This is a genomic window from Nocardia spongicola, from assembly GCF_047200775.1.
Lineage (GTDB): Bacteria > Actinomycetota > Actinomycetes > Mycobacteriales > Mycobacteriaceae > Nocardia.
Map to the genome: position 1 here is coordinate 367,288 of NZ_JBJZOO010000005.1, position 17,223 is coordinate 384,510.

The window sequence follows — 17,223 nt, forward strand, 5'->3', positions numbered from 1 at the left end:
GAAGTCGGTGGCCTCTGGCATGCTGAGTCCGACCAGACGGCGAGTCGAGATGGGCAGCACAGCTGCCCACAGACATAACAGGAAGACCAACGTTGGCACTCAAGAAGTCGGACCTCTACGCATCGCTATGGGCAAGTTGCGACCAGCTTCGCGGCGGCATGGATGCCAGCCAGTACAAGGACTACATCCTGACGCTGCTGTTCGTGAAGTACGTGTCCGATAAGGCCAAGACCGACCCGCACAGCCTCATCGACGTCCCTCATGGCGGCTCGTTCGAGGATATGTCGGCCGCGAAGAACGACAAAGAGATCGGCGACAGGTTCAACAAGATCATCGGCAGGCTCGCCGATGCCAACGGCCTCCGCAACGTCATCGACCTCGCGGACTTCAACGACGAGGAGAAGCTCGGTAAAGGCAAGGAGATGGTGGATCGGCTGTCGAAGCTGGTCACGATCTTCAACGACCTCGACTTCCGTGGATCCCGCGCCGAGGGCGATGATCTGCTCGGCGACGCCTACGAGTACCTGATGCGCCACTTCGCCACCGAATCCGGCAAGAGCAAGGGCCAGTTCTACACCCCGGCCGAGGTCTCGCGCGTGGTAGCCAAAGTCGTCGGCATCGGATCGAAGACCCGACAAGACCAAACCGTCTACGATCCTGCCTGCGGTTCAGGCTCGCTGCTGCTCAAGGCAGCCGCAGAGGCCCCGCGCGGCATGTCCATCTACGGCCAAGAAAAAGACAACGCCACCTGGGCATTGTCGAAGATGAACATGATCCTGCACGGCAATGAGATCGCCGAGATCGACAAGGGCGATACGATCACCAGCCCACAGCGTGTCCGGAGCGGACAGCTGGAGACATTCGACTTCGTGGTCATGAATCCACCGTTCTCGCTGAAATCGTGGAATAACGGCCTCGAAAACGACTACGGCCGTTTCACATACGGCACCCCGCCGGAGAAGAACGGCGACTACGCCTTCCTGCTGCACGCCTTGACATCGCTCAAGAGCAAAGGCAAGGCCGCGATCATCCTGCCGCACGGTGTGCTGTTCCGCGGTAACACCGAAGCAGGCATCCGCAAGAAGTTGCTCCAGCACGGCTTCATCAAAGGCGTCATCGGTCTGCCGCCGAACCTGTTCTACGGCACCAGCATTCCGGCCTGCATCGTCATCCTCGATAAAGAGAACGCCGTCGGACGCACCGGCGTCTTCATGATCGACGCATCCAAAGGCTTCATGAAGGACGGCAACAAAAACCGTCTGCGCAGCCAGGACATCCACAAGATCGTCGACACCTTCAACAATCAACGTGAGATCGAACGGTACTCGCGCATGGTGCCCAAGAGCGAGATCGCCGATCCGAAGAACGACTACAACCTCAACATCCCGCGCTATATCGACACCTCCGAACCCGAGGACCTACAGGACCTCGATGCCCATCTACACGGCGGCATCCCGGACCGCGATCTCGACGCGCTCGACGACTACTGGCAGGCATTCCCGCAACTGCGCGGACAGCTGTTCACGCCGAACCGGCCCGGCTACAGCGACCTGACCATCGAGGTCAGCACGGTGCAGCAGGCGATACTGGACTCGCCGGAGTTCCAGAAATTCGCCGACGAAGCCCGCGTCATCACGACGGATTGGTTCGCGGCACATCGGGATACACTCGCGCGTATCGACGCCGATACCAAGCCGAACGACGTGATCGCCACTATCGGCGACGACCTGCTCGACCGATTCGAGTCGGTGGCGCTGCTCGACGAGTACGACGTCTACGAACAGCTCATGACCTACTGGCACGACATCATGCACGACGACGTGTACCTGATCATGAACGACGGATGGGTCGATGCCGCCAAGCCACGGCTGACGATCGAAGACAAGGACCGCAAACTCTCCGAGACACCGGATCTCGTCATCGGTGGCGGACGGAGTGCGCAGAAGTACAAGATGGATCTCATTCCGCCGACGCTGATCGTGGCGCGCTACTTCGCTTCCGAGCAGGCCGAGGTCGACGAACTCAACGCGACTGCCGAGGAGGCGGGCCGAGCAGTCGAGGACTATATCGAGGAACACGCCGTTGAGGACGGACTACTCGCGGAGGCGATGGACGACGACAAGATCTCCAAAGCGCTGGTTGCCGCGCGTCTGAAGATGATCAAGTCTGGCGGCGATCCCGATGAGATCAAGGCGCTGCAATACGCCGGCAAGCTGTATGACGCGGAAGCTGCGGCCAAGAAGAAGACCAAGGAAGCGCAGGCAGCGCTTGACCTTGCCACGCTCGAGAAGTACGGCGACCTGAGCGAGGCTGACATCAAAGAGCTTGCGCTCGATGATAAGTGGAAGAAGACGGTGGTCCGTCGGGTTGTTGACGAGGTGGAGGGATTGACGTTCCATCTTGTAGCTCGCATTCAGCAGCTCGGTGAACGCTACGCAGCAACCGTCGATGATCTTGGTGCCGAGCTCGACAAGCTCGAAACCAAGGTCGCGACACACCTCGCCGATATGGGGGTTACGGCTCGATGACGATTGCGACCGAGTGGAAAGAGACAGCGGTCGGTTCATTGGCGTCCGTCTGTCGCGGTGCTTCTCCCCGACCGATTGCATCGTCGAGGTGGTTCGACACCAGCAGTAACGTTCGCTGGGTGCGGATCGCGGATGTGAATCGGTCGAATGGACGCACGCTACAAACGACCACGCAGGCGTTATCGTCTGATGGGATCGCTCGAAGTCGATACCTCGAGGCAGGCACGCTTATCATGAGCATTGCTGCCACGGTGGGCATCCCCGTGATAACGGGTATTCCGACATGCATCCATGACGGCTTCGTCGCTTTGGAAAACCTAAAGGTGGATCAGCGGTTCCTGCTCTATTTATTGAAATCATCCGAGGGCAGACTACGCGAGTCAGGTCAGTCTGGCTCGCAGATGAATGTGAACACGGACATTGTGAAAGGTCTACATGTCCGTATTCCCGTCGATCGGAGGGAACAGGAGCGCATCGCTGCGGCTTTGTGGGATATTGACGATCTGATCACCACCCTCGAACGCCTCATCGCCAAGAAGCAGGCGATCAAGCAGGGCATGATGCAGCAGCTCCTGACCGGCCGCACGCGCCTGCCTGGTTTCTCTCATGAGTGGGTGGATATCACCCTTGGAGACCATGTGAGCTATATAAAGACCGTGGCGCTTTCACGTGCTCAACTTGACGGGAACTCGCCGCTCAAATACCTCCACTACGGTGACATTCACACACGCTCGTCTGTAATGCTTAACGCGGCTTCGGAGGACATGCCACGAGTGAGTAAGAAGCTCGCTCGTGGCGCCGGCCTACTCCAGCAGGGCGACCTGGTGTTCGCGGATGCCTCGGAAGACCCTGCAGGAGTTGGCAAATCCGTGGAAATCGTTGATATCCCCGACGCAGGAATTGTTCCGGGGCTTCACACGATCGCTGCACGCTTCGACAAGGAGATCCTTGCCGACGGATTCAAGGCATACCTCCAGTTCATTCCAGCGTTCCGTGACCAGTTGCTTCGACTCGCGGCCGGAACGAAGGTACTGGCAACTACCCGCTCATACATCTCGAGTGTCTCGTTGTCAGTCCCGGAGATTGCTGAGCAGAAGGCGATTGCCAAGGTATTGTTTGACACCGACCGTGAGATTGAAGCCCTCCGCATCCGGCATGCTAAAGCCCGCAACATCAAGACCGGCATGATGCAGCAGCTTCTCACCGGCCGTACTCGACTGCCCGTGGAGGCGACAGCATGAGCGACGTCGGCCAGACCGAACGCAAGACACAGGATCGCGTCATCGAGCTGTTCCACAGCCGGCTCGAATACGACTATCTCGGCAACTGGGCATCCCGCGACGGTAACTCGAATATCGAGCAGCAGCTACTGATCAAGAATCTGCGGGATCGCCACTACGACAAGAACCTGATCAATCGCGCACTCGACCAGCTCATCAAGGCGGCGGCGGTCGGCGCGGGCCACGACCTGTACGAGGCGAACAAAGAGGTCTACAGCCTGCTGCGCTACGGCGTGAAGGTGAAGCCTGGTATCGGGGAGAACTATGAGACGGTGTGGCTGATCGACTGGGAGAGACCGGAGGACAATGACTTCGCGCTCGCCGAGGAAGTGACGGTACTCGGACAGCACACCAAACGGCCCGATATCGTGTTCTACGTCAATGGCCTCGCGCTCGGAACGTTGGAGTTGAAGCGGTCCAAAGTCGCGGTGTCCGAGGGAATTCGGCAGACGATCAGCAATCAGGACAAGCAGTTCATCCGTCCGTTCTTCTCGACGGTGCAGTTCACGTTCGCGGGGAACGATGTCGAGGGGCTGCGCTACAGCATGATCGATACGCCCGAGCGGTACTGGCTGGAGTGGAAGGAGTCTTCGACAGCCGATATCGGCCCGCTCGATCGAGCCTTGCAACAGATGTGCGATAAGCGCCGCTTCCTGGAGTTGATCCACGACTTCATCGTCTTCGACTCCGGGGTGAAGAAGGGGCCGCGCCACAATCAGTACTTCGGAGTGAGAGCCGCGCAGGAGCGGATCGCCAAGCGCGAGGGTGGGATCATCTGGCACACCCAGGGCTCGGGCAAGAGTTTGACGATGGTGTGGCTGGCGAAGTGGATTCGAGAACATCAGGACGACGATCCACGGGTGCTGCTGATCACCGACCGCACCGAACTCGACGAGCAGATCGAGGGTGTGTTCAACGGGGTCAATGAACAGATCTACCGCACCAAGAGCGGCGCCGATCTGATCAGCACGCTCAATACGAGCCAGGAGTGGCTGATCTGCTCGCTCATCCACAAATTCCGCGGTGGCAGCGATAAGAAAGACGATGAGGCCACAGCTGATTTCATCAAAGAGTTGAACGCTCGAATTCCGAAGGACTTCAAGGCCAAGGGGAATTTCTTCGTCTTCGTCGACGAGGCCCACCGCACCCAGTCCGGCGCGATGCACGACGCCATGAAGGAACTGTTGCCCGACGCGATGTTCATCGGCTTCACCGGCACGCCACTGCTCAAGCAGGACAAGAAAACCAGCATCGAGAAGTTCGGCTCGTTCATCCACACCTACAAGTTCGACGAAGCCGTCGATGACGGTGTGGTGCTGGACCTACGGTACGAGGCCCGCAATATCGACCAGGACCTCACCTCTCCCCACAAGATCGACACGTGGTTCGAGGCGAAGACCAGGGGGATGACCGATCTGTCGAAGGCTGAGCTCAAAAAACGTTGGGGCACAATGCAGAAAGTCGTCTCTAGCGAACCGCGAGCCAAGCAGATCGTCAACGACATCCTGCTCGATATGGAGACCAAACCGCGCCTGATGGACCGGCGCGGCAATGCCATGCTCGTGAGCTCGTCGATCTACCAGGCATGCAAGTTCTACGAACTGTTCTGCAACGCGGGCTTCAAAGGCAAGTGCGCCATCGTCACCAGCTACATCCCGAACGCGAGCGATATCGCGAAAGAGAACTCCGGCGAGGGCAAAACCGAGAAGCTGCGGCAGTACGAGACCTACCGGCGGATGCTCGCCGACTACTTCGGCGAGGCCGAGGACACGGCGATGCACAAGGTCCAACAGTTCGAGAAGGAGGTCAAAGAGCAGTTCATCGCGAACCCCGGCCAGATGCGGCTGCTCATCGTCGTCGACAAGCTCCTGACCGGTTTCGACGCACCGAGCGCCACCTACCTCTACATCGACAAGAAGATGAGCGACCATGGTCTGTTCCAGGCGATCTGCCGGGTCAACCGGCTCGACGGCGCGGACAAGGACTACGGCTATATCGTCGACTACCAAGACCTGTTCAACTCACTCGAAGAAGTGGTTCACGACTACACCAAAGGTGCGCTGGACGGCTACGAGAAGGACGATATCGACGGACTGCTGAGCGATCGCATCGAGAAGGCGCGCGAGAACCTCGACCAAGCCCTCGAACGCATCCGCGCGCTCGTCGAACCGGTCGCACCGCCGAAGAGCACATTGCAGTACCAGCAGTACTTCTGCGCGAAGGACCAAGGCGATGCGGCGCAACTGAAGGCGAACGAGCCCAAGCGAGTCGAGCTCTACAAAGCCGTGTCCGCGGTGGCGCGTGCCTACGGCAACCTCGCGAACGAGATGACCGAGGCCGGTTATACCGAGGCCGAGGCCGCCGAGATCAAAGCGGAGATCGCCCGCTATATCGACGTACGTGCCGAAGTGAAACTCGGTGCGGGTGAGAACGTCGACTTCAAACAGCACGAAGCCGGGATGCGCTACCTGCTCGACACCTATATCCAGGCCGGCGACAGCGAGGTGGTGTCGAATTTCGAGGACGCCGGTCTGATCGATGTGATCGTCAGACTGGGTGCGGGTGCTATCGACAAGCTGCCCAAGGGAATCAAGAAAGATCCCAAGGCTGTCGCCGAGACGATCGCCAACAACATACGCACGGTGATCATCGACGAACGGGCGATGAATCCGAAGTACTACGACAAGATGAGCGAACTACTCGACGCCATCATCGAGGAGCGTCGTCAGCAAGCGATCGACTACCAGGAGTACCTGGCGAAGTTGCTCGATACCGCCAAGAAGCTCGGTACCGGAGAGTCCGACACCGTATATCCCGACTGGGCGGACAACGGGGCACGCCGCGCCCTGTTCGACTTCGGCTGGCCCGATCCGACCCTAGCGATACAGGTGGATACCGCGATCCTGATAAGCAAGCCGCATGACTGGGTGGGCAACGCTATGAAGGAGAAGGTCGTCATGAAAGCGCTCAGCCGAATACTTCCGGACGGTTACGACCGCCTCGATGAATTGTTCGAACTGGTGAAAGCGCGCGATGAGTACCACTAGCGGCTACCTCACCGTCCGTGGCATCGATGTGGACATCATCTACAAAGACATCAAGAACCTCCATATCGGTGTCTACCCGCCGATGGGCCGCGTGCGCGTGGCCGCACCGAACCGGCTCGACGACGACCAAGTACGGCTGGCTGTCATCCAACGCCTGTCATGGATCACACGACAGCGCGCCAAACTGCGTTCTGCCGAGAGGCAGTCCGAACGTGAGATGGTGACCGGCGAATCGCACTACGTCTGGGGTGTCCGCCGCAGGCTCAAGGTCGTCGAACGACCGGGGCGAGCACATTTCGAGATCGATGGCGCGCGGCTGGTGCTGTACGTACCTGCTGGTACTCCCACCGAGAAGCGGCGGGAGTACCTCGACAAGTGGTACCGCGACCAACTCCGCCAGGCGATCCCCGAACTCATAGTGAAATGGGAACAGGCGCTCGACGTCACAGTGCCGAGGTGGACTACGCGGCGAATGAAGACCAAATGGGGCTCCTGCAATCGTGAGACCCGAAACATCTGGTTCAACGTCGAATTAGCCAAGAAACACCCCGCCTGCCTGGAATACATCGTCGTCCACGAGCTGACGCACTACTTCGAACGTAACCACGGGGCACGGTTCACGGGACTGATGGACAAATATCTACCGGATTGGCGTAGTCGGCGGGACCTCCTCAACGAGTCGCCGCTCGCCGAAGAGGTCTGGGCGTGACAGCGGCCAGGTAAAAGCTTCCATTCCGCTGCGCCGGCGACCCGGTACACACCATGGTGGATCCGAATCAGTTGATGTCCTCCTTGGACTGAAGGACCGAGGATTCCTCCCAGCGTCCACACGGGACGCTCTCGGTGGGTTCCTGTTTCACAGGGGCACGCTCTCCGCTAGACGAAACCCTCCGCAGGAATTTCAACCGGCCACCAGCCAGCCGACTTCACACCGGCGTCACCAACCGTCCAGGCCTCATACAACTAGAGCTTCCCGGGGCGCAGGAGCGGTTGCGTTCCGTGTACGGCTATTCGGGTCTTGGCATTATCTCGTCGATCTTATCGGCGAGCAGGGTCGCGATCCGCAACGCCGCACGTTCCGACGTAACGTGAATGTCCGGTGTTGTCGGGCCCAAATCGGATCCGCTGGCGCTCACTTTTACCTCGAGGTTCCGGACCCGGAAGACGACGGTCGAGAATGCTCCCGCCGGACCCACCCGGTTTGCGGAGTCCTGATACGCGATATCGCCCAGTGACTGTACTGGGATGGCGCCTGTCGGACGGTAGTACTTCTTGGTCGCGAGCGTGAATGTGATATCGACGCGACGATCGGTCAGCGACCGCAGGTATTCTACGGTGCACTGAAGCTCAGTGAACCCTTTATCCTGATGCCGCTGTTTGTCGGAATCAGTGATGGTGCCAGGAAGGTCTGGTGCCAGAATGTCGTCCAGGAATTCGGTGGCCGGTTGAGCAACCAGTTCGTTAATCTGATAGCATTCTTGGGGTACCGACCGGTACGTTACTTCAGGGGTTGGTTCTTCGGATGGTGTCGCGCAGCCGACAAGAACAAGCATGGACGCGGCCAACACTGCGATGCTGGCGCGGTCTACCAATGGGTACCGTCTGTCCATTCTCCAGGTATCGGCACGAATTCGCGTCATGAATCGGTACCCCATGGCGTCCCCGTGGGATTTCGCGGTTGCCAGCCGCCGATAATCGTCGCATCAGGCGCTAGCGCTGCGGGCACCGCGATACCTGCCGCCTCGGTGATGATATTGCCCATGGTGCCACTCAAGTTGTTCTTGTAGGTAATCACCGATTCCAGCAGTTTTCCGGTCTCCGTCATGAATTCGCCGAGCGCCCTGAGGATGGCGGTTTCCACGCTGCCACCATCCAAAGTCAGCACTTCTCTGATTTCTTCCAACAGGCCACCGGCGAGTTCGGCGACGATCGCCGCGTAATTGGTGATATGAACAATCGCCGTCGCGTAATTCTGGGTGACCAGAGCGCTGAACTGGTTGATCTCGCTTGCGATGTTCTGGATAATTGCGCGCTGCTCAGGTGTAACGGTGATCAGGTTGTCGAGATACTCGACTGCGGCATCCTTTGAGGTACCGTTCCAGCGTGCGTTAATCGACGCACGCGCGGTCATCAGTCCGTTACCATCGTCGTTACCGTCGGTTGCCTGCGTCAGATTGGCCGCCGCCTTCTGCCATGCGGATAGGAGGGTCGAAACGTCGTCAGGATTTCCGAGCATCTTCCGTATCAGGTCGACTTGCGTGCGCACAGCAGCATTATGGACCTTCTCCGCGACGGTCACCAGCGTTGCCGCCTGGTTATACGGAAAAATATATTCAGCTGACAGTCCGTACGGATTCTTGTCCTCGGGGATCGCGTATCCCCGCTTTGTTTTGCTACCCATGTCAACGCTCTAGCTGTGCGTCGATGTAACCGAACTGTCGATAGAATTCGGTGTCGACGTTCTCGAAATGCGTAGCACAGGTTTCCAGGGCGGACGCTGCGGATTTGATCGAATTCTGTCCGAGTATCAACTTGGTGACGACCTCGCCTGCGGCCGTGTTGAACTGTTCTTCAATACTCTTGCCAAAGTATCCAAGTGCGCCAGATTTCATCGGAGCCGCCGATATCTCAGCCTTTGCATCTCCCCAGTGCTCAGAGGATTGCCGCACTTCTACTGCCTGAAGACGCAACGCCGAAGGGCAAACGCGAAAATCAATGTCAGACATTACTGTATCCATCCCCTGTGATATTTCGAATACGCGCCAGCTGCGGTTTCGCCGCAGTGAAGTTGATCGCGGTGACGAGCGCCGTAATCACGGATTGCTCGTTCGACTCGCAGACCTCGTAAGGCTCCAGATGGATCGAAATGAGCGCGCCGCTGCCATCCACAGACAATGTCCCATACTCCACACCTGAATACTGATCGACCACCGGCACCTGATGGCGCTCAGCAGCTCGCTGTGCTCGACGCGCCCCGGAACGGATATCCGTGATCAGCTGATCCCAGTCGCGATTCATCTCTTGAACGAGCTGGTAGAGCTTGTCGAAATCGGTCACTAGCGACCACGTTCCATCGAACCCGGGGCTCCCGCGGGGCGCAAGTCATCGAGCAGCTCGTACGCACCAGGAAATGCCTCGGCAAACCGGCGATGCGTATCCGCACCGGCGTCTGAACGTGCACGGCGAACCGCCTCCACGATCGACCGAGCGACCTTGTCGATGTCGTCGGCCGCCATCCAGGTCGGCCTGTTCATGTCACCGAATCCACGGGCAAGGGTTATGTCGAGCACAGCGCCCGTACTCGACACCCGCACCGAGGCCAAGCCGTCATCCGACACGGCGCTGAAAGATCGTTCTTCTGCGTCGGCTTCGACCTGCGAAACCCGGTCGAGTGCCGCCGAAATCGAGCGCTCGCTTTCCTCCTGTATACGACGTAGCTCTTCTAGCTCGTAGTCCATCCATCCCCCGAGAGTCCGTCTGCAACGTGCCCGCGAATTATGCCGTCGCAGTGGAAATCCTGTCAATGCAGCGCAGTGAGGCTCCCGCAGGAAAGCTGAGTCCGACCAGATGGCGAGCCGAGGGTGAGGTTCCCCCGCTTTCTCGGAGGGCTTGGTCTTCCCTGGATTAGTCCAAGCAGGAGCGCTGATGCTGAACCCGGTCGACGAACAAGACACCGTCCTCGAGCCTGTTCATCAAAGCACCTGATCAAACGCTCTGGATTCGGGAACTCGCAGCGCAGACTCGACTCACCGTGACCGCAGGCAAAGCACTGAACACGGTGCGACAATCTTGGCTCCACGTGTGCAACTGAGTTCTGAACGGCCGGCGCCGAGTAGCCTGCAGCGGTGACTGATCATCACCCGAGCGAACTCGCCGAAATCACCGAAGAAATCGTGGATGTCTCGATCACTGCCGATGATCCGGAGTGGCTGGCCGAATTCACCCGCAAGCTCGTCGCGGACGAGCTTGCGGCGTGCGGCAATATCGTTCCCGGCATCCGATCGATCTACCGTTGGGCGGGCCGGATCCACGACGACGTCCAGGCACTCGCCATCCTGCACACCCGCGCAAGCCTGGTTCGGGCCATCATCGAGCGCGCCGCCGCCGAACACCCCGACGACACCCCTCAGGTCCTTGCGGTCCCCGTGCGTGACAGCCATCCCGGCTACCGGCAGTGGGTGCTCGACTCCACGTGGAGCTGAACAGAAGACCCACACCAGTGATGAAACAAGCCTTGCCCCTGTTTCCGTAAGCACCGTTGGCGCGAAGTTCGCGCCGATTCCGGCACCGTGGCAGCCAAAGCCACTTATCCGCAAAGCCTTTCAGATTCCGAGCACCAGCTTGGCCGTGGTGAAGTAGATGATCAAGCCGGTGGCGTCGACCAGAGTGGTAACCATAGGAGCGGAGACCACCGCCGGGTCGATCCGCAGCTTCTTCGCCAACAGCGGCATGGTGCCGCCGATGGTGGCAGCCCAGCCGCAGATCAGGATCAGCGTGATGCCGACGACCAAGGCGATGCGCGGATCGACGAACAAGGCGCCGATCGCCATCCCCACGGCGGCCAGCAACGACCCGAGCACCAGACCGACCCGGCATTCCCGCCAGATCACCCGGAACAGATCCGACACCCTGACCTCACCGACGGCCATCGCGCGCACACAGGCGGTGGCAGCCTGCGCACCCGCGTTGCCACCCGCGCCGATCAGCAGCGGAATGAACAGCGCCAGGTTCGCGGCCTGCTGCAGGGTGCCCTCGAAGAAGTCTGTCACCGTGACCGTCAGGGTCGCCGCGAACAGCAACAACAGCAGCCACAGCGCCCGGTAACGGGCCAGCTGCAACACCCCGGCGGCCATATAGTGGCCCTCCCATGGCGTCGACCCCGCCTGGAGGGCGACGTCCTCACTGTCGGCGGCCTCGATCACCTCGACCGCGTCGTCGATGGTGAGCAGCCCGAGTAGCCTGCCCTCGCTGTCCACCACCGGCAGGTTGATGTCATTGGTCTCGCGCATCAACCGGGCGGCTTTCTCCGCGGAATCGGTGGCGCGGGCGGAAGCAGGTTCGGTGACGACCAACTCCGACACCATCGTCTCCGGCGTACTGAGCACCAGCTCACGCAGTTCGACAATGCCGATAAGACGCCTGCCTGAATCGATGACCGGCAGTGTGTACACCGTCTCGGCAGTACCACCCTCGGCGCGCACCATCGCCAATGCCTCGGCGACGGTGAGGTCCTGCGGCAGTGCCACTACCTCGGGTGTCATGTATTGGCCCGCGGAACCCTCCGGATAGCCGAGCAGGCTCGCGGTCATCCGCCGTTCCCGCGGGCTCAGCCCGGCCAGTGCCTTCTTGGCGACCTTGGCAGGCGCCTCGCGCAGCATCCGAGCCCGGTCGTCGGGCGCCATACCCGCGATCAGATCGCGGAAGCTCTGATCCCGCAGTCCCTGCAGGATCTGTTGCTGATCCACGGGTTCGAGCTCTTCGAAGACGGCCAGCGCCAAGTCTTTGTCGAGCAGCCGGAACGCCATACCCGCTCGCACCGCATCCATGCGGGCGAGTTGGTCGGCGATAACGTGCGGCGGGTGGCTGCCGAGCCAGTCCAGCGCGGCAGCCACGCAGTGGCTTTCGACGATGTCCTGCAAGGATTCGGACAGCGTCCGTGGACGTACTTCAATGATGTCGGTCTGCGACATGGGAGGACCTCAGCACAGGCGTGAGTGAACAACGAGGATAAAAGTCACACCGCGGGCGCCGACCCCTTGCCGCCGCGAATCGGTCAGGCCGTCGCGAATCGGTCAGGCGTATGCCGGGGTGGCGCCGCGCGGCCTTCGACTGGGAGGTTCGCTGCGCATCGCAACCCCACCTCCTTCTCGTCGTTACCGCTGCGGAGACCCGCGTACACCGAAAGGACCCGAAGAGATCCTCACGCAGGATACATGCCCCACAGCCGCAGTGCTCAATCCTGTCCGCACCACGATCGCGAGTCACGGCAACAGCGAGTTCGGCCGCTGCCCGGATGTTGCGATACCACGCCGGAAGACGCCCACGGGAGTGAAATGGCGGTTGCAATCCTCCGGGAAACCACCATTTCACTCCCGCGAACGCGACTTCCCCTCGGATGCGACTTCCCCGGCTATCCAGGTGCCTGCCGGAACAATGTGCTTCTGAGCCGTGTTGGGCATAGTGGCTCGGCCGGTCTATACCCGAAGGAGAAACCGTGCGATTCGGCATTTTCATCCCGCAAGGCTGGCGACTCGATCTGCTGAACATCACCCCTGCGGAGCAGTGGGGGGTGATGCGAGACCTCGCTCAGCGGGCCGATGCGGCCGAAGTATGGGAATCGCTGTGGGTGTACGACCATTTCCACACGGTCCCGGTGCCGACCGAAGAAGCAACCCACGAAGCGTGGACACTGATGTCGGCGTTCGCCGCGACGACCACGCGCATCCGGCTCGGCCAGATGTGTACCGCGATGAGTTACCGCAACCCGGTGTATCTGGCGAAGGTCGCGGCGACGGTCGACCTGATCTCCGGGGGCCGGGTGGAGATGGGCATCGGCGGCGGGTGGTACGAACACGAATGGCGCGCTTACGGTTACGGCTTTCCTTCGGCAGGGCGGCGGCTGGGCCGCCTCGATGAGGGGGTGCAGATCATGCGGCAGGCCTTGACCACGGGTTCGGCCACCCTCGATGGCACGCACTACCAGGTCGATGGCGCCATCGTGCGGCCACTTCCATTGCAGGAAGGCGGTATTCCACTCTGGGTAGCAGGCGGTGGTGAGCAGAAGACGTTACGCACCGCGGCGAAATACGCGCAGTACACCAACTTCAGTGGCGAACCAAGCGAGTTCACCCACAAATCAGAAGTCCTGCGCGCACACTGCGCCGAGGTCGGCACCGATTTCGATGCGATCGCACGCTCCGCGAACTTCAATGTCGCGATCGGCTCGACCGAAGCCGAAGTCGAAGAACGCCTCACCGCCATGGCAGCGCGCCTTGCCCCGCACATCGGCGGCGCCGACCTGGCCAAGACCCAGGTCGACGACTACTTTCGCGGCACCGCTACCGTCGGCACCCCCGAACAGATCATCGAAAACCTCACCCGAATGCGAGCCCTCGGCCTCGACTATTCCATTCTCTACTTCCCTGAAGCCGCCTACGACACCTCCGGCATCGAACTGTTCGAACGCGAGGTGATCCCCGCGCTGCGCTGAATACATCGTCGCCACCGCAACTGCGGCACGATCACACATGCCCGCACGCAGATCGCGGCCATATCGGACGTAACAGCGCCGGAGCCGAGACCGGTCGGCGGAATCTCTGCAGCGCAACTGCGCTATCTGATGCCATTCAGTAGCACCGGATAGCACACCCCCGGTATGATTCAGAATATGTCCGCGCAGCCCGAGATCACCCAGCGCGACCTGCGGAACAGGTCGAAGGAGATCATGGATGCTGTCCAGCAGGGGCAGGCCTTCACTGTCACTCGAGACGGGCACCAGATCGGTGAGTTGATTCCATTGCGCCGACGCCGCCGTTTCGTTTCCCGCACAGAATTCGCGGCGATGTCGCACAACGCGCCGGATATCTCGATCGAGGCCTTCCGAGCCGATCAAGACGCCGCGGCCGAGCACGATGCGGACGATCCATATGCCCGCTGACTATCCACAAGGCATGCTCGACACCAACATCATGATCCTGCGCCGGTGGCTCGATCCGGAGCAGCTGCCCGAAGCGATGGCGATCAGCGCAATCACCCTGGCGGAGCTGTCTGCCGGCCCGCATGAAGTGCGTCGCAACAACGAACAAGACTCCTACGATGAGCACATCGAGCGCGCGCGCCGCCTGGATGTGCTCCAGCGCGCCGAGAACGAGTTCGATCCGATCCCTTTCAGCGCGGAAGCCGCGAGGATCTACGGCCGGGTCTGCGCAAGCGTCATCAGTGTCGGACGCAAACCACGCCGCCGAATCGCCGATCTGATGATCGCCGTCGTGGCCATCTCCGAAGAACTACCGCTGTTCACCACGAACCCGGATGATTTCCACGGATTGAACGAACTACTCACCGTCGTCACTGTGGCACGACCCGACGTACCGAGTAGTCGACCACTCCGCTGACACATCGACTCTGAAAGTTTGCCAGACAATCTGAGATCACGTATGCGTGGACGTGCTCATAACTGCGGCACAGTTGCCATTCGGGCCATTTCCTCGAGGAAATTCCGGCAGCGCCACGCCGATGAATTGCTGTAGCCGATTATTTGCTATGCAATCGGCTACGTTTCGGATCCGGAGTTTCCTTGCAGGACAACCACGCATTTTCCACTGTGACGATAGCGAGGATCCATGCTCGACCGTGCGCGCTTCCCCCTACGCATCGTGGTATCCATGGTGGTGGCCGCCGCCGTATCGTACGGTGCCACACCAACCACAGCCGAGCCGCCAGAAGCGACACCCGCAGCAGTACCTACTCCGGTATGGACCCCGTGCCCCTTCGACCCGATTTACGAATGCACTACCGTGCAGGCGCCATTGGACTACCAGCGTCCCCAGGGACGCCAGATCGAGCTGGCGCTCATCCGGCGCCTGGCTGCCGATCCGGCGAACCGGATCGGCAGTCTGCTGTACAACCCTGGTGGACCGGCTGGACCCGGCACCGAACTACTTCCGATCCAATACCGGTTCTTCCCGCAGGAGATACGGGACCGGTACGACATCGTCAGCTGGGATCCGCGCGGGTCCGGTGCGTCGACATCTGTCCAATGCTTCGCCACCAGAGCGGAGTACGACGCCTGGTCCGCACAACTGCCAGAGGGGTTTCCGGTCGGCCCGGTAGAGGATAAGCGGTGGATCGAACTCTATGCCGAACTGGGCCGGGGTTGCCAGCAGCGTGACCCGGAATTACTGCGGTTCGTCTCCACCGCCGACTCGGCACAAGACATGGATCTGATACGCCAAGTCTTAGGCGAGCAGCGACTGACCTATCTCGGGGTCTCCTACGGAACGCTACTCGGTGCCACCTACGCCAATCTCTTCCCCGACCGCGTGCAGGCGATGGTGATCGACGGCAATGTCAATCCCTCCTCCTGGTTCGACCGCACGTCGTTACTGTCGACCTTCCAGCGCAACGACTCCGATCTGGGGTCGGCCAAGACGCTGAACAAGTTCCTGAAACTGTGTGCCGAAGCCGGACGTAGCCGCTGCCCCTTCGCAGCCACCAATGTCTGGCTGACGCAGGCGAAATACGCGATACTTCTGCAACGCCTGCTCAAACACCCGCAGGGCACCTACACATACGCGGCTACTGCCAGCACCGTCAACCGCTCCCTGGACAACGTGCGGTTCGAGAACGACCCGGAGAACTGGGATTCGCTGGCCCGACTGCTGCAGGAACTATGGCTGGGCCAGACACCATCGCCCGGCACTGGCGAAGACCCTTCACCAGATCTGATCTCGGCGTTGCCTGGCGATGCCTTCCCGATCCCTGACGGCGAATCCGAACCGGCCATCCCGAACCGAGACCCTCCGGACAACACCTTATCGGACACCACCATCGACCAGCCCGTCGACGCGTCGTCGACCACCCTCACCCAAGAGCGACCGGACCAAGAGCAACCGGGCAGCACCATACCAACCACCCCGAACCGAAACCCACAAGACAACACCACACCAGCCACCTCCATCCAAGGCCCGCCCGCCGATGCCACGCCAGTCGCCCAGATCGAGGAGAAGTACCGGGGCATCGAGCAGCCCCTCGCGGTGATCTGCAGCGAAAGTCCCAACCCACGTAACCCCTACGCCTTCCCAGCACTGTCCAAGTTCAGCACCCTCCGTGCCGGGACAGTCGGGCCGTACTGGGTATGGATAGTCGAAGCGTGCTCCACCTGGCCCGGCCGAGCCGCCCACCGCTACGCGGGCCCGTGGGACCGATCGGCAACCCCGATCCTGACGCTCAACAACATCTACGATCCCGCCACCCCCTACCGCTCCGCCCAGGCCATGACCAGGCAACTGCGTAACGCCCGGCTGCTCACCGTAGACGGATACGGCCACACCGTACTGCTCAACCCGAGCAGTTGCGCAAGCGCCATCGAAGCCAACTACATCATCAATGGCGTACTACCCCCACCAGGCACGATCTGCCAACCGGACACCCAACCATTCTCCTGAACCGACCACCGGCACACCCACCCCCGACCCCCAACCGAGCGATCGAAGCGCACCCCCGACCACCACACCCCTGTCGACGACATATGAAAGCCGAGCACCGCGCACCCCTGGAACCCATATCCACCAGATAGTCCACACCAACATTCCGCTGACAAACCCCACCCCACCGGAGCGAGTCTTACGAGCGACCGTTCGCGGCCGT

At 60.6% G+C, this 17,223-nt stretch carries 15 protein-coding genes; 9 read left to right on the forward strand and 6 right to left on the reverse strand.

Going from position 1 to position 17,223, the window contains the following annotated elements; all coding sequences use genetic code 11:
* Positions 1 to 92 precede the first annotated feature (92 nt).
* The 4 genes from ACL02S_RS13770 to ACL02S_RS13785 are packed head-to-tail and all read left to right on the forward strand — an operon-like array spanning position 93 to position 7,564.
* The gene (locus ACL02S_RS13770) at positions 93 to 2,528 is read left to right on the forward strand and encodes a type I restriction-modification system subunit M (RefSeq protein ID WP_412802760.1); all 2,436 of its coding nucleotides are present in this window, start codon (positions 93 to 95) and stop codon (positions 2,526 to 2,528) included.
* Entirely contained in the window at positions 2,525 to 3,769 is a 1,245-nt protein-coding gene (locus tag ACL02S_RS13775; protein WP_412802761.1) for a restriction endonuclease subunit S, read from the forward strand. The genes ACL02S_RS13770 and ACL02S_RS13775 overlap by 4 nt, the downstream gene beginning before the upstream one ends.
* A complete protein-coding gene (locus tag ACL02S_RS13780) occupies positions 3,766 to 6,855 on the forward strand; it encodes a type I restriction endonuclease subunit R (RefSeq protein ID WP_412802762.1) in 3,090 nt (1,029 codons plus the stop codon). The genes ACL02S_RS13775 and ACL02S_RS13780 overlap by 4 nt, the downstream gene beginning before the upstream one ends.
* Positions 6,842 to 7,564, forward strand: coding sequence for a M48 family metallopeptidase (locus tag ACL02S_RS13785; protein WP_412802763.1), 723 nt, complete (start codon positions 6,842 to 6,844; stop codon positions 7,562 to 7,564). The genes ACL02S_RS13780 and ACL02S_RS13785 overlap by 14 nt, the downstream gene beginning before the upstream one ends.
* A 298-nt stretch (positions 7,565 to 7,862) precedes the next feature.
* On the opposite strand, the gene ACL02S_RS13790 is transcribed toward ACL02S_RS13785, so the two are convergent.
* The 5 genes from ACL02S_RS13790 to ACL02S_RS13810 form a co-directional block, all read right to left on the reverse strand.
* Complete coding sequence (locus ACL02S_RS13790; protein ID WP_412802764.1) at positions 7,863 to 8,420, reverse strand: hypothetical protein; 558 nt, start codon at positions 8,418 to 8,420, stop codon at positions 7,863 to 7,865.
* A gap of 71 nt (positions 8,421 to 8,491) precedes the next feature.
* On the reverse strand, positions 8,492 to 9,256 hold the full coding sequence (locus ACL02S_RS13795) for a hypothetical protein (RefSeq protein ID WP_412802765.1): 765 nt from the start codon (positions 9,254 to 9,256) through the stop codon (positions 8,492 to 8,494).
* 1 nt (position 9,257) lies between these two features.
* A complete protein-coding gene (locus ACL02S_RS13800) occupies positions 9,258 to 9,581 on the reverse strand; it encodes a hypothetical protein (protein ID WP_412802766.1) in 324 nt (107 codons plus the stop codon).
* Positions 9,574 to 9,912 (reverse strand): hypothetical protein, encoded by a 339-nt coding sequence (locus ACL02S_RS13805; protein WP_412802767.1) that lies wholly within the window; start codon positions 9,910 to 9,912, stop codon positions 9,574 to 9,576. The genes ACL02S_RS13800 and ACL02S_RS13805 overlap by 8 nt, the downstream gene beginning before the upstream one ends.
* Positions 9,912 to 10,313, reverse strand: a complete 402-nt coding sequence (locus tag ACL02S_RS13810; protein WP_412802768.1) for a YbaB/EbfC family nucleoid-associated protein — start codon at positions 10,311 to 10,313, stop codon at positions 9,912 to 9,914. Before ACL02S_RS13810 ends, ACL02S_RS13805 begins: the two co-directional genes overlap by 1 nt.
* A 387-nt stretch (positions 10,314 to 10,700) precedes the next feature.
* On the opposite strand from ACL02S_RS13810, the gene cutA reads away from it, so the two are divergent.
* Positions 10,701 to 11,057, forward strand: coding sequence for a divalent-cation tolerance protein CutA (gene cutA / locus ACL02S_RS13815; RefSeq protein WP_412802769.1), 357 nt, complete (start codon positions 10,701 to 10,703; stop codon positions 11,055 to 11,057).
* A 120-nt stretch (positions 11,058 to 11,177) separates the two neighbouring features.
* Here cutA and mgtE read toward each other — a convergent pair whose 3' ends face one another.
* Complete coding sequence (gene mgtE / locus ACL02S_RS13820) at positions 11,178 to 12,545, reverse strand: magnesium transporter (protein ID WP_412802770.1); 1,368 nt, start codon at positions 12,543 to 12,545, stop codon at positions 11,178 to 11,180.
* Positions 12,546 to 13,069: 524 nt separating this feature from the next.
* Between mgtE and ACL02S_RS13825 the strand changes: the two genes are divergently transcribed.
* From ACL02S_RS13825 to ACL02S_RS13840, 4 genes are all read left to right on the forward strand, one after another.
* The gene (locus ACL02S_RS13825) at positions 13,070 to 14,065 is read left to right on the forward strand and encodes an LLM class F420-dependent oxidoreductase (protein WP_412802771.1); all 996 of its coding nucleotides are present in this window, start codon (positions 13,070 to 13,072) and stop codon (positions 14,063 to 14,065) included.
* A gap of 177 nt (positions 14,066 to 14,242) precedes the next feature.
* Positions 14,243 to 14,512 (forward strand): type II toxin-antitoxin system Phd/YefM family antitoxin, encoded by a 270-nt coding sequence (locus ACL02S_RS13830; protein WP_412802772.1) that lies wholly within the window; start codon positions 14,243 to 14,245, stop codon positions 14,510 to 14,512.
* A complete protein-coding gene (locus ACL02S_RS13835; RefSeq protein ID WP_412802773.1) occupies positions 14,502 to 14,969 on the forward strand; it encodes a type II toxin-antitoxin system VapC family toxin in 468 nt (155 codons plus the stop codon). The genes ACL02S_RS13830 and ACL02S_RS13835 overlap by 11 nt, the downstream gene beginning before the upstream one ends.
* 228 nt (positions 14,970 to 15,197) lie before the next feature.
* Positions 15,198 to 17,021: an alpha/beta fold hydrolase gene (locus ACL02S_RS13840; RefSeq protein WP_412802774.1), complete on the forward strand. Its 1,824-nt coding sequence runs from the start codon at positions 15,198 to 15,200 to the stop codon at positions 17,019 to 17,021.
* The last annotated feature ends 202 nt before the right edge of the window (positions 17,022 to 17,223 follow it).

Coding starts and splice junctions, on each gene's coding strand:
- ACL02S_RS13830 (WP_412802772.1), top strand. CDS start 14,243: ATGTCCGCGCAGCCCGAGATCACCCAGCGCGACCTGCGGAACAGGTCG.
- ACL02S_RS13780 (WP_412802762.1), top strand. CDS start 3,766: ATGAGCGACGTCGGCCAGACCGAACGCAAGACACAGGATCGCGTCATC.
- ACL02S_RS13835 (WP_412802773.1), top strand. CDS start 14,502: ATGCCCGCTGACTATCCACAAGGCATGCTCGACACCAACATCATGATC.
- ACL02S_RS13775 (WP_412802761.1), top strand. CDS start 2,525: ATGACGATTGCGACCGAGTGGAAAGAGACAGCGGTCGGTTCATTGGCG.
- ACL02S_RS13800 (WP_412802766.1), bottom strand. CDS start 9,581: ATGTCTGACATTGATTTTCGCGTTTGCCCTTCGGCGTTGCGTCTTCAG.
- mgtE (WP_412802770.1), bottom strand. CDS start 12,545: ATGTCGCAGACCGACATCATTGAAGTACGTCCACGGACGCTGTCCGAA.
- ACL02S_RS13840 (WP_412802774.1), top strand. CDS start 15,198: ATGCTCGACCGTGCGCGCTTCCCCCTACGCATCGTGGTATCCATGGTG.
- ACL02S_RS13810 (WP_412802768.1), bottom strand. CDS start 10,313: ATGGACTACGAGCTAGAAGAGCTACGTCGTATACAGGAGGAAAGCGAG.
- ACL02S_RS13785 (WP_412802763.1), top strand. CDS start 6,842: ATGAGTACCACTAGCGGCTACCTCACCGTCCGTGGCATCGATGTGGAC.
- ACL02S_RS13795 (WP_412802765.1), bottom strand. CDS start 9,256: ATGGGTAGCAAAACAAAGCGGGGATACGCGATCCCCGAGGACAAGAAT.